The organism is Brevibacterium linens, assembly GCF_003999335.1.
Lineage (GTDB): Bacteria > Actinomycetota > Actinomycetes > Actinomycetales > Brevibacteriaceae > Brevibacterium > Brevibacterium linens.
On sequence record NZ_CP026734.1, the window covers coordinates 431,469 to 445,584 of the forward strand.

11 protein-coding genes are annotated in these 14,116 nt (G+C 66.0%); 8 read left to right on the forward strand and 3 right to left on the reverse strand.

The genetic code is table 11. The annotated features are described in order from the left end of the window. Positions 1-84 precede the first annotated feature (84 nt). Entirely contained in the window at positions 85-1,824 is a 1,740-nt protein-coding gene (locus CXR29_RS01825; protein WP_241241545.1) for a DUF1684 domain-containing protein, read from the forward strand. A 108-nt stretch (positions 1,825-1,932) separates the two neighbouring features. Here CXR29_RS01825 and CXR29_RS01830 read toward each other — a convergent pair whose 3' ends face one another. Next, complete coding sequence (locus CXR29_RS01830) at positions 1,933-3,903, reverse strand: M13 family metallopeptidase (RefSeq protein ID WP_127363714.1); 1,971 nt, start codon at positions 3,901-3,903, stop codon at positions 1,933-1,935. Between the two features lie 52 nt (positions 3,904-3,955). Here CXR29_RS01830 and CXR29_RS01835 point away from each other — a divergent pair, with 52 nt between their 5' ends. After that, positions 3,956-4,471, forward strand: coding sequence for a low molecular weight protein-tyrosine-phosphatase (locus CXR29_RS01835; protein ID WP_127363715.1), 516 nt, complete (start codon positions 3,956-3,958; stop codon positions 4,469-4,471). 65 nt (positions 4,472-4,536) lie between these two features. Beyond that, positions 4,537-5,184 (forward strand): copper resistance CopC family protein, encoded by a 648-nt coding sequence (locus CXR29_RS01840; RefSeq protein WP_241241546.1) that lies wholly within the window; start codon positions 4,537-4,539, stop codon positions 5,182-5,184. Between the two features lie 158 nt (positions 5,185-5,342). Here CXR29_RS01840 and CXR29_RS01845 read toward each other — a convergent pair whose 3' ends face one another. Further along, complete coding sequence (locus CXR29_RS01845; protein ID WP_127363716.1) at positions 5,343-6,551, reverse strand: PQQ-dependent sugar dehydrogenase; 1,209 nt, start codon at positions 6,549-6,551, stop codon at positions 5,343-5,345. A 202-nt stretch (positions 6,552-6,753) separates the two neighbouring features. Between CXR29_RS01845 and CXR29_RS01850 the strand changes: the two genes are divergently transcribed. Further along, the gene (locus CXR29_RS01850; RefSeq protein ID WP_101595794.1) at positions 6,754-7,740 is read left to right on the forward strand and encodes an LLM class flavin-dependent oxidoreductase; all 987 of its coding nucleotides are present in this window, start codon (positions 6,754-6,756) and stop codon (positions 7,738-7,740) included. A 10-nt stretch (positions 7,741-7,750) separates the two neighbouring features. Here the strand turns inward: CXR29_RS01850 and CXR29_RS01855 are convergent, their stop codons facing one another. Then, positions 7,751-8,704, reverse strand: a complete 954-nt coding sequence (locus CXR29_RS01855) for a LysR family transcriptional regulator (protein WP_127363717.1) — start codon at positions 8,702-8,704, stop codon at positions 7,751-7,753. 103 nt (positions 8,705-8,807) lie between these two features. Between CXR29_RS01855 and CXR29_RS01860 the strand changes: the two genes are divergently transcribed. From CXR29_RS01860 to CXR29_RS01875, 4 genes are all read left to right on the forward strand, one after another. Next, positions 8,808-10,565: an FAD-dependent oxidoreductase gene (locus CXR29_RS01860; RefSeq protein WP_098731160.1), complete on the forward strand. Its 1,758-nt coding sequence runs from the start codon at positions 8,808-8,810 to the stop codon at positions 10,563-10,565. Between the two features lie 114 nt (positions 10,566-10,679). Beyond that, entirely contained in the window at positions 10,680-11,351 is a 672-nt protein-coding gene (locus CXR29_RS01865; protein WP_164742749.1) for a GntR family transcriptional regulator, read from the forward strand. Positions 11,352-11,359: 8 nt separating this feature from the next. Next, entirely contained in the window at positions 11,360-12,718 is a 1,359-nt protein-coding gene (locus CXR29_RS01870; protein WP_240812008.1) for an MFS transporter, read from the forward strand. A 308-nt stretch (positions 12,719-13,026) separates the two neighbouring features. Beyond that, positions 13,027-14,094: an IS110 family RNA-guided transposase gene (locus CXR29_RS01875; protein WP_127363719.1), complete on the forward strand. Its 1,068-nt coding sequence runs from the start codon at positions 13,027-13,029 to the stop codon at positions 14,092-14,094. Positions 14,095-14,116: the final 22 nt, after the last annotated feature.

Consider the following 14,116-nt stretch of genomic DNA (forward strand, 5'->3'; position numbering starts at 1 on the left):
CAGGCGCCGGGTTGCCACCGCGTCCGAGAATCAGGCGGGGCGGCGACCCTGCAACTGCACCAGCGACGGCAAGGAGTGTTCGACGTGAACCAGTTCGTGACGGAGTGGAACACCTGGCGCGACTCACGGAACTCGGCACTGGCGAAACCGTTCGGCTGGCTCAGCGTCGTCGGCCTGCACTGGCTCGATGACGAATCGACCTGGGCCGACGCTCCCGGCACCTTCACCGTCGACGACGGGTGGGTGACCGTGTCCCTGGATCCCGGCATCAAGGCCGGTCCCGCGGCGGAGACGTTTGACCTGCTCAGCACGGTCGGCGACGGCCCAGACGGGTCGGATCCGGCTGGTTCAGGGGCTGGATCCGGGACTGGTCCTGGGAATGGGGCTGGCTCTGGGGTGAACGGCGCAGGTGCGAACGGCGCGGCTACAAACGGCGCGGCTGCGACCAACTCGGGGCCGACCCGGGCGACCAGCCCGGCCGTGCCCAGCGACACCTCGACCCTGCCGAGGGTCACGGACCAGACCGGCGCGGCCGGTGCGGGCGCTGATTCTGCGGCTGGTGCGGATGGTTCTGCTGGTGCGGAAGCAGGTGCGAGTGCCGGTTCACAGGCGACCGGCGGACACGACGCCGTGCCCGCCCGACCTCAGGTCCGCGTCGAAGAGAACGGGTTCAGCGCGAAAATTCCGACCGGCGGATCGCTCAACTGGTTCACCGTCGGCAACGTCCTCTACGAACTCATCGACCGGGCCGGCCGCCTCGGTGTGCGTGTGCGCAATTCGAAGTCCCCGCTGTTGGGCAAGTTCTTCGAGGTTCCGGTCTTCGACCCGGACCCGGACTTCGTCTTCCTCGCCCGATTCACCCGGTTCGACCCGTTCCGGACCTACCCGATCGAAACCGCTCAAGAGGATCTGCAGCTGCAGACGCAGGCGGCGGGAATCGTCACGTTCGACACTCAGCACGGTGAGGTGAACCTGCTCGCCACCGGGTGTCCGAAGACCGGGCTCCAGCTGGACTTCCACGATTCGACGAACGGGAGCACCACCTCGGCGTGGCGGACCATCGATCTCGGAGTGCCGAATCAGGACGGGTCGCTCGTCGTCGATTTCAACCGTGCGGTGAACTACCCGTTCGCGTTCACCTCGTTCGCCACCTGCCCGGCCCCGATCGAGGGAAACGTCGTTCCCTTCGACGTCACCGCAGGTGAGCGGCGTCCTCCGTTCTTCTACTCGGAGGCCGGGATCAACGTGCCGTTCCTCTTCTACGTGTGGTGGGACGAAGAGAGCGCTGAGGTGACTCGCCCCTGGTACTCGCGTTTCGGCCTCGACATCACCATCCTCAACCCCAACCACGACGATGGGCGGATCTCGCTCGTCGGATTCGACGGGGTTGCCATGTCCGGTGGGGATCTGTCACCGCTGGGGCGTAAGGCCCGGTCGCGGCTCATCGATGTCGCCACGGAGGCGCTGACCTCGCGGATTCCGGTCATCGGCATCGGCGCATACTCCGCGTTCGTCATCCAGGCCCAGCGTGAGCTGCGGTCGCAGCAGGGGTATGTCGATGGCATCGAGACCGAATACTCGGCTCCCGAGGACCGGCTGCTCATCGTGATGAACAACGAACTCGATCCGAAGCAGGCCGGTTTCGACATCGTCCACACCGACGCCAGCGGGCTGCTCTACGTGGAGATGCCCTTCGACATTCCGCTCGAATCCGATCGCACCGAGGTCGAGGACTTCCAGGCGGCGATGGAATCCGGTGCCTCGATCTCGAGCTGGCAGGAATTCGACTACCGCATGGTCGCCCTCATCCGCCACCACCGCTGAGTCACTCCACTCGGATCCCCGGGCTCCCAGCGCCCGTTTCCTCCCAGGACTACCTGACGGCGGCCCAGCAACCTCGCGCGAGGTTGCTGGGCCGCCGTCAGGTAGTAATTACCAGATGGCGACTCGGGAGTCGGGGGCTAAGTACATGCCGTCGGACTCGGTCACGCCGTAGGTGTCGTGGAAGGCGGTCATGTTCTTCACGACCTGATTGCAGCGGAACTCCTCCGGCGAATGCGGGTCGATCGACAGCCGCCGCACACGCTCCTCGGTGCGCATCTTCGACCGCCACGCCTTCGCCCACGCGGAGAAGAACGCCTTCGCCTGATCAGCCGACGGCGCCACCGGCACACCCGGGGTGCCCGCCCGTTCGCCGAGTTCGAGCTCGAGCGCCTTCCAGCCGATCGACAGACCACCGAGGTCACCGATGTTCTCACCGACCGTCAGCGCTCCGTTGACATGCTGGTTGGCCTCGAGACCGGCCGGAACCAGTTCCTCGTACTGGGCGATCAGCGCATTCGTGCGCTCCTCGAAGCGCTCACGATCAGCAGACGTCCACCAGTCGACGAGGTTGCCGTCGCCGTCATAGCGCGAACCCTGATCGTCGAAGCCGTGACCGATCTCGTGGCCGATGACCGCGCCGATGGCTCCGAAGTTCGCCGCCACATCACCGGAGGCGTCGAAGAACGGCGGCTGGAGGATCGCGGCCGGGAAGACGATCTCGTTCATCACCGGGTGGTAGTAGGCGTTGACCGTCTGCGGGGTCATCAGCCATTCGGTGCGGTCGATGGGTCCGCCGATCCGTTTGACCTGCCGCACATGCTCGGCCTGCGAGCAGCGACGCACGTTGCCCACCAAGTCGGAGGAGTCGATCGCGGCCGGGTACTCCCGCCACACCTCCGGATAGCCGACCTTCGGAGTGAACTTCGAGAGCTTGACCAGGGCGCGTTCCTTCGTCTCCTCGCTCATCCAGTCGAGTTCGCGGATCGACTTGTCATAGGCCTGGATGAGCATGCCCACGAGATGGTCGATCGCATCCTTGGACGACGGCGGGAACTCCGCTGCGACGTAGAGTTTGCCCACGGCCTCACCGAGGTAGCCCTCGACGAGACTGACCCCGCGCTTCCAGCGCTCCCGCAGTGCCGGGGTGCCCGACAGAGTCCGGGAGTTGAAGTCGAAGTTCTCCTCGACGAACTCATCGGTCAGCAGCGAGGCGGTGTCGGAGACGACGACGAAGCGCAGCCAGGTCTTGATGGTCTCGATATCTGTGGCCGCCCACACCTTCGCCATGCCCGTGACGAACGAGGGCTGCGAGACGACGAGGTACTTGAGATCGGCCGCCTCGGCGGTGAGGATCCCCAGGTACGAGTCGAAGTCGAACTCGGGGCCGAGGTCGCGCAGCTGAGAGATCGAATACTTGTTGTACGTCTTCTCCGCATCGCGGCAGGCCACCCGATTCCAGTGGTGCCGGGCGAGTTCGGTCTCGAACGCCATCACCTTGGCGGCCACCTCGGTATCAGTGATCCCGGACTTCTCCCCGAGACCGGCCAGGGCCGCGATCTTCTGCACATGCGCGAGGAACTTCGCGCGCACCTCGGCGTGGTCGTCGTTGAAGTAGTAGTCCTCGTCGGGCAGGGAGATGCCGGCCTGGACGAGGTAGAGGGCGTAGATGTCGGAGTCCTTCGCATCGGCGGTGACGTACCCGCCGAGCACTCCGCCGATGCCTTCGGTCTCGAGTCGGGCGAGCGTTGCGGCGAGTTCGGACTTGTCCTCGGCGGCGTCGATGGCGGCGAACGTCGAGGTCAGCGGGGCGACGCCGAGGTCGTTGATGCGATCGACATCCATGAACGAGGTGAATAGGTCGGCGACCTTCTGTCCCTCGGAGCCGGGCTCCTGCGGGCTGTCGGTCACTGAGGTGATGATGTCGCGGACCTTGGTCTCGGCGGTGTCGAAGAGCTCACGCATGGCTCCGTCGCCGGCCCGGTCATCGGGGATCGTGAACGAGTCGATCCACTCGCCGTTGATGTGCTGGTACAGGTCGTCGGCCGGCCTGATCGAGGTCTGTGAGGTTTCAGAAGTCATGGCCCCACAGTATCGTGATCAGTGCCCCGCACGCCCCGCCCGAGGAGGAGATATGAGTCTGGCATCCGTCGTCTTCGTGTGCACCGGCAACATCTGCCGATCCGTCACCGCCGAACGTGTGCTCGTGCATCACTTGGCCGATACCGGCGCCGAGGCGGTTGTCGACTCCGCCGGGATCAGCGATGAGGAGGCCGGCAACCCCATCGACCCACGTCAGGCGCGTGTGCTCGCCGCCGCCGGCTACCGCACCGACGATCACGTCGCCCGGCAGATCACCCCCGAATGGTTGGCCGACCGCGATCTGGCGGTGGCGATGACCGCCCGCCATTTTCGTGCCCTGGAGTGGATGATCGCAGACCTTCCCGCCGAGGCGGCCCCGGAGCTGCGGATGCTGCGCGAGTTCGATCCGCAGGTGGCTGGGGTCGAGGGCGACGGTGTTCCGGCGCCCGATGTCGAGGATCCCTGGTACGGGGAATTCAAGCATTTCGAAGAAACTCTTGAGACAATTGAAGTATCCGTGCCGGGAATCACGGATCGTCTGCGCACGCTGGCCGCGAAATCTCAGTGATACTGGTAAGCACAAGCTCGCTGACACGATCGAAATCGCAGGTACGCCTCGAAGGAGAAACTCTCATGACTCGTCTCATGACCCGACAGAACTGGTCCGCTCTCAGGCTGGGCTTCGCCGCCCTGCTGGTGGCCGCGATGAGCGTGTTCGCTTTCGCTCCCGCCGCCAGTGCGCATGATCAGCTGGTGTCGTCGAACCCCGAGGACGGTGCCGAGCTCGACCAGCAGCCCAAATGGCTCGAGATGACCTTCTCCGGCGACATCCAGCAAGTCGGTTCCGAGGCCAAGGTCGTCGTCGACGGCAAAGATGTCTCCGCAGGTGAGCTGACCGTTGAGGGCAAGAAGCTCAGTGTCGCTCTGCCCGATGACCTCAAGCCCGGCGACTACAAGGTCACCTGGCGCGTGGTGTCGCAGGACGGTCACCCGATCTCCGGCGACTACTCGTTCTCGATCAAGGACGCCGAAGGCGCCGGCGGTGAGGTCACGGAATCGTCCGGCGAGTCGACGAAGGCTGGGCTCGGCGGCGGAGTCGTCGACGAGCCGGGCAAGGACGCAGAGGATCGCGGCGAGATCGGCGAGTCCACCGGCAGCGACTCCGGAATGTCGACGCCGATGATCGTGCTGCTCTCCGTCGGCGGCCTGGCCATCATCGTCATCGTCGTCCTGCTCATGCGCCGCAAGTCCCAGGGCCTGCCCGGCACCAAGGACAACTGAGCGAGCAGTCCGGCGACCGACGCAGCACGTCTGTCACGAGGCCCCGAACGCGAAGAGCGTTCGGGGCCTCGGTCGTATCTGCGGGGCGGGCGGGCCCGGCGTTTACGCGTGTGTCCGGTTGTCGGCCGGTTTACGCAGCGATAACCGGGCTAGCGCCGTCAGGACGTGAAGCGCAGGAGGCGGTCGTCGTCCGGGCCGGGATCTCCGCGGCCATCGGTGTTGTTCGTCAGTACGAGCAGCGAACCGTCGGGAGCCTCGACCACATCGCGCAGTCGCCCGAATTCGCCGGTCCACAGCTGCGACGATGACGCCAGGTCATCGAGCGGCACCCGGTGCAGCCGCTGCCCGCGGAGTCCGGCGATGAGGATGCTGTCCTCGGTGACGGCCAGTCCGGACGGGCTCGCTTCGTCGGGCGACCACTGCTGCACCGGATCGATGAAATCACCAGCCCCGCTACCCGGGTCGCCGCCACCCGCGCCACCGCCGCCCGAGCCGTCACCTGCACCGTCATCCTCGGCGATGCCTTCGGCCTCGGGCCAGCCGTAGTTGCCGCCGGCTTCGATGACGTTGAGCTCATCCCACGTGTCCTGCCCGAATTCCGAGGCATACATCGTGCCCTCGTCGTCCCACCCGATGCCCTGCGGGTTCCGATGTCCCATGCTGTACACGAGCGAGTCGCCGAACGGGTTGTCGTCGGGCACCTCGCCATCGGGCGTCATGCGCAGAATCTTTCCCGACAGCGCCTGTTCATCCTGTGCACTGTCGCGATCGCCCGTATCGCCGAGCGTGGCATAGAGCATCCCGTCGGGGCCGAATGCCAACCGCCCGCCGTTGTGGAAGTTCGCCGTCGGCAGTCCGTCGAGGATCGTCTCCTCCTCACCCAGGGACAGGTCCCCGGCCTCGCCGAGGAGGTCGAACCGCACGATCCGATTCTCCGTCCCAGCGGCGAAGAAGGCATAGAGACGGTCATCGTCGACGGCGAGACCGTGGAGGCCGGCCTCACCCGAGGCCGAGGCATCATCGATCCGGCCGACCTCACGAACGTCTCCACCTGCGGAGACTTCGAGGATGCGACCCGAATCGCGTTCGCTGACCACCATGGTCTGCCCGACGAAGGCGATCGACCACGGGGATTCGAGCCCGGTGGCGACAACCTCGGGGGAGTTCACTCCCGGTGCGGACGCCGCGGACCCGGCGTCGGTTGATCCGGACCCGGCGCTCGCCGAGGCGGCCCCCGAGTCCGACCCGCCCCGTCCGTTGGTCTCGCCGGAGTCCGAATCCGAGGAGCAGGCGCTGAGGACGACGGCCAGGGACAGTGTGGCACCGGTGAGAAGCCGCCCGGTTCGGCGCAGTGCTGAGGTGCTCATGCTCTCTCCTTCAAGGGGAGTCCGGTTCCACAAGACTATCCGCCGGCAGCCCTCGAAATGAACCGTCTGCCGGCGACTGTGACCGTCAGCCCAGGAGCAGACCAGGAATAGAACCGTCTGCCCGGACTGTTGCCACAGGTGACTGAAGTCGTGAGACCGCGGTCCGCGGTCGCACTGCGTCCCCACCGAAGGAGCCCCCGCCTTGTCCGTTCCGTTGAACATCCTCGATCTCGTCTCCATCCGGGAAGGATCGAACGCCCGCGACGCCATCGCCGAATCGATGGCCTCGGCGCAGCTCGCCGACGAATTGGGATATCAGCGTCTGTGGTTCGCCGAACACCACAACACGATGGGCCTGGCCGCCAGCGCCACGGCCCTGCTCATCTCGCAGGCCGCCTCGGTGACGGAGAAGATCCGGGTCGGATCCGGCGGTGTCATGCTGCCCAACCATGCCCCGCTCATGGTCGCCGAACAGTACGGAACGCTCGCGAACATCCACGGTGAGCGCATCGATCTTGGGCTCGGACGCGCCCCCGGCACGGACGGGATGACCGCGCAGGCGCTCGCCCGGTCCTCGGCCGAACCGCAGGACTTCGCGCAGAACATCTATGACATGCAGGGCTGGTTCTCCGAGACCGGGCAGGCACACACCATGCCGATCAAGTCCGCGGTCTCGGCGGGGATGAACGTGCCCATCTGGGTGCTCGGATCGACGATGAACGGCGCCTCGATCGCCGGTCAGCTGGGCCTACCGTTCTCCCTGGCCTCGCACTTCGCGCCCGACCAGATCGACATCGCGATCAAGACCTATCGGGATTCGTTCACCACCGACGCCCCGACCGCGCAGATCGAGCAGCCCTATGTCATGGCCGGGATCAACGTCATGGTCGCCGACACCGACGCCGAGGCGGCCCGCCAGTTCACCTCGGTCCAGCAGATGTTCAACGACATGCGCACCGGCCGCCGCCGCAATCTGCAGCCCCCGGTCGACCCGGCCGAGATCGATGCGCAGGGCGGAACCAGCCCGATGCTGTCCATCAGCGCCGTCGGCTCACCCGACACCGCGACCGCGCAGATGGCCGAATTCGTGCAGCGCACCGGCGCCGACGAACTCATCACCGTCACCTATGCGTTTGACCCCGAGGTGCAGCGCCGGTCGCTGAAACTGCTCGCCGACGCCTGGTTCTGAGGCTCGGCGGTCAGTCGAGGACCCGAACATAGTTGGAGAGTCCGGGTTCGGTGTCGGTGAGCGTGTGGGCGGTTGACAGGATCGTCGACTCCATCGCCGAGGCGGCCTTCGTCGCTCGCACGTCCGCGCGCGTGGCGAGGCTGACCGTTCGCGGCAGGCGCGGGTCGACCAATGGCACCGAATCCAGCAATGGCCGGTCGACGAGGACCATCGCGGGGACGATCGCGACCCCGAGACCGCGTTCGACGAATCGCAGCGCCGCATCCATCTCCACGCCCTCGACGACGACCCGGGGGCTCAGGCCGGCTGAGTCGAACGCCGCGGAGGTCGCCTCTCTCAAGTCGTAGCCGTGATGGAACAGGACCTGGGGACGGTCGGCCACCTCGGCGAGAGTGATCCGATCGGCCTGCGCACGGTCCGAGGTGAGCAGATCGGAACCGGCGGCGGCGATGACGACGAGATCCTCGGCGAGGATCCCACGCAGGCTGAGCCTGGGCATCTGCGGGGCGAGATCGAAGGTGCGGGTGATGAGCGCGAGGTCGAGCTCGCCGCCGGCCAGGGATTCGATGAGCTCACGGGAGCCTTTCTCGACCAACTCGAGTTCGACGCCGGGATGGGCGGTGTGGAACCGGCTGATCGCCTCGGCCACGAGGCTCACGCACAGGGTCGGGGTCGCACCCAGCCGGACGCGGCCGCGCCGCAGACCGGCGAGCTCATCCATGTCACGGCGGACCGCCTCGGCGTCGGCGAGCATGCGTTTCGCCGTCGGCAGCAGGGTCGCTCCGGCGTCCGTGAGCGTGATGTGGCCGTGCGCGCGGTGGAAGAGCTCGGCCCCGAGCTCCTTCTCCAGTGTCGAGATCTGCCGCGACAGTGAGGGCTGTGCCAGGTGGAGCGTCGCGGCGGCTTTCGTGAAATGGCCGGTGGCGGCCACCTCGGCGAAGCTTCTCAGCTGTTCGAGGTTCATGAGCGGTCTCCGTGCAGGTCAGGCATACCGATAGCATATCTCTATCGAGGTGACTCGAACAATGCATTGGACGTATGGAGTGGGCGGTTTCATAGTGGAATCCATGAACACCGCACAGGGCGGACCCCGCCGAAAAGAACACTCCATCTCCACCTCGGTGCTGGTCATCGGAACCGGCGGATCGGGCCTGCGGGCCGCGATCGAGGTCGCCGAATCAGGCGCCGATGTCCTCGCGGTCGGCAAACGGCCGAAGGAAGACGCGCACACCTCACTGGCCGCCGGCGGCATCAACGCAGCTCTGGCAACGATGGACCCGGACGACACGTGGGCCCAGCACGCGGCCGACACGATCAAGGAATCCTATGACCTCGCCAACCCCCGCACCGTCGAAATCGTCACCCAGGGAGCAACAGAAGGCATCGCTGACCTGGAGCGATATGGAATGGACTTCCAGAAGGAGGACGACGGTCGGATCTCTCAGCGCTTCTTCGGCGCCCACACCTGGCGTCGCACCGCTTTCGCCGGCGACTACACGGGGCTGGAAATCCAGCGCACCCTCATTCGTCGCGCCGAAGCCTTAGACATCCCGATCCTCGACCGCGTCTACATCACGAAGCTGCTGGTGGCCGACGGCCGCATCTTCGGCGCCTACGGCTTCGACGTCATCGACGGCACCGGCTACCGGATCTACGCAGACGCCGTCATCCTCGCCGCCGGCGGACACAACCGGATCTGGCGACGGACCTCCTCGCGCCGGGACGAGAACACCGGCGACTCCTTCCGCCTGGCCGTCGAAGCCGGTGCCCGGCTGCGCGACGCCGAGCTCGTCCAGTTCCATCCCTCGGGAATCCTCGAACCCGAGAACGCCGCCGGCACGCTGGTCTCCGAGGCGGCCCGCGGTGAGGGCGGGATCCTGCGCAACGGACTGGGGGAGCGGTTCATGGAACGCTACGACCCGCAGCGGATGGAGTTGTCGACCCGCGACCGGGTGGCTCTGGCCGCCTACACGGAGATCGCCGAGGGCCGCGGCACCGAAAACGGGGGAGTGTGGCTTGATGTCTCCCATCTGCCGCGCGAGACGATCATGAACCGTCTGCCGCGGGTGTTCCAGACACTCATGGAGACGCAGATGCTCGACATCACGGCCTCGCCGATCGAGATCGCCCCGACCGCGCACTATTCGATGGGCGGAGTGTGGGTCGACCCGGTCGATCACAGCACCGACGTCGAGGGACTGTGGGCCATCGGCGAGGCCTCGTCGGGTCTGCACGGGGCGAACCGGTTGGGCGGGAACTCGCTCATCGAGCTCCTCGTTTTCGGCCGCATCGTCGGACGGTCCGCCGTCGCGTACTCCGATTCGCTGGAGGCCCAAGTGCGGTCGCATGCCGCGGTCGACGAGGCGAGAGCCGAGATCTCCGATCTGCTGGCATCCGAGGGCACGGAGAACGTGCGTGCCCTGCAGCGCGAGGTCCGCAATCTCATGACCGAACACGCCGGAGTCGTCCGTGACGAGGCCGGACTCTTGGCTGGACTGGAGAAGCTTTCCGGCATCGAGGCGCGGATGGGGTCTGTGGGAATTCATCCCGACATCGCCGGTTTCGCCGACCTCTCCCATGCCTTCGACCTGCAGTCGTCGGTGCTTGCGGCCCGGGCGACGCTCGAATGCGCTCTGGAGCGGAGGGAGACCCGCGGCTGCCACAACCGCAGCGACTACCCCGAGATCGACCCGGAGCTCACGGTCAACCTCGTCTGGTCGCCGTCTGCCGGAGTCGTCCGCGAGTCGATCCCAGCGGTCTCGGCAGACGTCGCGGCCCTCATGCACTCCGGCGAAATCAGCCAAGAAGGCAAACTCGTCGAATAATTGCTACCTGACGGCGGCTCAGCAACCTCGCGCGAGGTTGCTGAGCCGCCGTCAGGTATGTCTGAGCCAGGACATGATGCATGCATCAATGTATGCATCTGTTATCGTGGGTCCGTGAATGATTTGCTGACACTGCCCTGGCAGCGCATCGACGACTCCGCTCCGATTGCCGTTCGGATGGCCGCGGCGACCGCCCGGGAGATCATCGAAGGCCGACACGGACTCGGCGACCTCCTGGTCGAGTCCGACCTCGCCGCCGCGCACAACGCCAGTCGCACCCCCGCTCGGGAAGCGATGCTCCAGCTCGAACGCTGGCGCCTCGTCCGCCTCGTCCCCAAGAAGGGCGCGCTCGTGACCACCGTGACGGGCAAGGAGCGCCGCGACCTGCTCGCCGTGCGCTCGATGTTCGAGATCGACGCCGTCGAGACACTGTCCGACAGCGGCGACCTCACCGCTCTGGCCGCCGATCTGCGCACCCTGCTCGGCGAACAGAGGAAGGCCCTTGACGCGGGCGATCCGCTCGGCTTCGCCAGCGCCGACTACGCCTTCCACGCCCGCCTCATCCGCAGCGGCGACAACGCCATCGTCACCGAGATGCTCACCACCATGGGCCCGCGCCTGGCCCGCCTGACCTTCCAGGTCGCCATCGACGCGCCGGACACCCTCGACACGCTCCTGACCGAGCACGAAACTCTCACCGACCGCGCCGAGTCGGGCGACGCAGAAGGCTTCGCCCGACTCGTCCGCGCCCACATCGAAGGCTCCCACTTCCCGCAGTCCCGCTGAGGAGGACCATGACCGCTTACCCCTCGACCCCCACGAACGACACCGCCGCCGAGACAGTCCCCACCGGGGACAGGAATACCCGCACCGAGGCGGCCCCCGCCACCGACGTCGAAACGCAGGTTCCGAACCCTGCCCGGTCCCGCCTCGGCGAGGTGGATCCCGATCGTGGGCCGGAACGGCGACGGCGGGCGCGGGCGTGGCTGATGGTGGCCCCGGCGATGTTCCTGCTCGCGTGGGGCGGCAATCATTTCACGCCCCTCGTCCACATGTATGAAGAGGACGGAGGCTACGCCATCTGGCAGGCGAACCTGCTGCTGGGCATGTACGTGGGCGGACTCATTCCGGGACTGTTGGTCGCCTCGGCGCTGTCGGATCGGCATGGACGCAAACCGGTCCTCATTGCCGGATCGCTCGCCGCGATCGCCGGCAGTCTCGGGCTCGGGATCGGTTTCGATCTGTTCTGGCTGCTCTGCCTGGGCAGGGTGTTCGCGGGGATCGGCGTCGGGGTGGCGATGTCGGTGGGCACGAGCTGGATCAAGGAGCTCTCGGCCCCGCCGTTCGATCACCAGGCCGGAATCACCGCCGGTGCCCGGCGTCCTTCACTGACTCTGACTTTGGGGTTTGCCATGGGCGCGGCGGTCACCGGGTGCCTGGCCCAATGGGGACCGGTGCCCGAAGTCGTGCCCTACGCCGTGCATGGGGTGCTCAATCTCGCAGCGCTCGTCATCGTGGTCTTCGCGCCCGAATCGCTGCCGCGCGAGAGTCGGGCCCGCGGTCATTGGTGGCACGGTCTGCGCGTTCCGCTCGTCGCGCATCGGACGTTCCTGCGACTGATCGTGCCGGCCGCGCCCTGGGTGTTCGGTGCCGCCGGGGTCGCCTATGCCGTGATGCCGGCGATCGTGCAGGGAGAGCTGGGGGAGTGGACGACGATGTACGCCACGGTGCTCACCGTCGTCACGCTCGGAGCCGGTGCGCTGGTGCAGAACATCGTGCCGTGGATCAACCGACTGACCGGCGGGCGGGCGCTCGTCGTGGGACTGGCGCTGATGACCGTGGGGATGGGGCTCGGGGCGGTGGCCGCACTTCTGGCGGACCCGATCCTCGCGTTCATCGTGGCGATCGTGCTCGGTGTCGCCTACGGAATCTGTGTGGTCTCGGGGCTCATCATCGTCCAGGCCATCGCCTCACCGCAGGAGCTCGCCGGCATCACCGGGGTCTACTATTCGCTGGCATACTCCGGGTTCCTGCTGCCCACGGTGCTCGCCGCCCTGCTGCCCGTGCTGTCGTACACGGTGTCCCTGGCGGCCGTGGCCGTCATCTGCCTAGTCTGCCTCTCAGCAGTCGCCATATCCACCAAACACCCCTAATTGCTACTGTGAGTATTGATAGTGGCTGGTCTGGGACTGGCTGGCAGAGTAGGAACTGACCGTCTCATCGATCATCATGACTCTAATTGCTATTGACTCCAACGATGTCCTCGTCGGGATTTGTCTGATGATTGGTGGGCGGTCGGCACCGGCTCGGCCCACATCGATAACTTGATCAGAAGGTTGTCCGTTCCTGACCGAACGTGACTCATCACAGTAGTGTTTCGACGTGACTATCTCCCGGACCGGAGCCGACCGTTCGACGGTCGGACCTCATCCGTTCCGACACAGGAGAAGCACGAACCGTCATGACTATCATCTCGCATTTATACGCGTTTGTCGTTGGCGTCGACACCCACGCGAAGAACCACGTCTACAGTGTGCTCACCAAGTCTGGTGAGCACGTCGATACTGCCACGTTCCCGACGACCAAAGCCGGCATCAAACGAGCCCTGACGTGGGCCGGGCGTCGTACCGGCGGGGACCTCGAGACCCTGTGGGTGATCGAGGGTATCGGCACGTACGGAGCGATCCTGGCCGATCATGTCGCCGAGGCAGGCTATACGGTCGCCGAGGCCGCGAGCATGAATGCTCGCGACCGGCATGCCACGGGCAAGGACGACCGGATCGATGCCCGACGGATCGCTGGCGCGGTCCTGTCGATGGATGAGTCGCGGCTGCGGTTTCCCCGGCAGGCTGATGGGCCGCGTCAGGGACTGCGGATCTTGGTCAAGGCGCGGGAGTCCATGACTCGGGAGAAGACCCGGACGATCAATGCGCTCACTGCGCTGTTGCGTGGTCAGGACCTCGGTGTCGATGCGCGTCGGAAATTGTCGATGGTCACGATTCAGACGGTGGCGAAGTGGCGGATCAGGGACGAGTCTGTGGCACTGACCGAGGCTCGTCGGGAAGCCATCCGGTTAGCCAAACGTGTCGTCGAGCTCGATGCCGAAATCAGGGACTACGCCGCCCGGATCGAGGCCTTGGTCAAGGCCAGTCCGGGGGCGGTGTTGTTGGCTGAGCCGGGGATTGGTCCGATCACTGCGGCTGTGTTCTACCTGGCGTGGTCGCATCATGGGCGGGTGCGTTCCGAGGCTGCGTTCGCGAAGTTGGCGGGGGTCTGTCCGATCCCGGCGTCGTCGGGGAATGTGGTGAGGTTCCGGCTGAATCGCAGTGGTGATCGTCGGTTGAATTCTGCGTTGTACATGGTGGCAGTCACGCGGCTTTCTCACCATAAGAAGTCCCAGGCGTACATGGCTAGACGGCTGAGTGAGGGGAAGACGAAGAAGGAGACGATCCGGTGTATGAAGCGTGCCTTGGCCCGTTCGGTGTATCGGATTCTCGAGGCCACGAACCCGATCGGTCAAGCCGCTTGACAGACATAGAAGGATCCTGACG

Coding starts and splice junctions, on each gene's coding strand:
- CXR29_RS01830 (WP_127363714.1), bottom strand. CDS start 3,903: ATGACTTCTGAAACCTCACAGACCTCGATCAGGCCGGCCGACGACCTG.
- CXR29_RS01835 (WP_127363715.1), top strand. CDS start 3,956: ATGAGTCTGGCATCCGTCGTCTTCGTGTGCACCGGCAACATCTGCCGA.
- CXR29_RS01840 (WP_241241546.1), top strand. CDS start 4,537: ATGACTCGTCTCATGACCCGACAGAACTGGTCCGCTCTCAGGCTGGGC.
- CXR29_RS01845 (WP_127363716.1), bottom strand. CDS start 6,551: ATGAGCACCTCAGCACTGCGCCGAACCGGGCGGCTTCTCACCGGTGCC.
- CXR29_RS01855 (WP_127363717.1), bottom strand. CDS start 8,704: ATGAACCTCGAACAGCTGAGAAGCTTCGCCGAGGTGGCCGCCACCGGC.
- CXR29_RS01860 (WP_098731160.1), top strand. CDS start 8,808: ATGAACACCGCACAGGGCGGACCCCGCCGAAAAGAACACTCCATCTCC.
- CXR29_RS01870 (WP_240812008.1), top strand. CDS start 11,360: ATGACCGCTTACCCCTCGACCCCCACGAACGACACCGCCGCCGAGACA.
- CXR29_RS01875 (WP_127363719.1), top strand. CDS start 13,027: ATGACTATCATCTCGCATTTATACGCGTTTGTCGTTGGCGTCGACACC.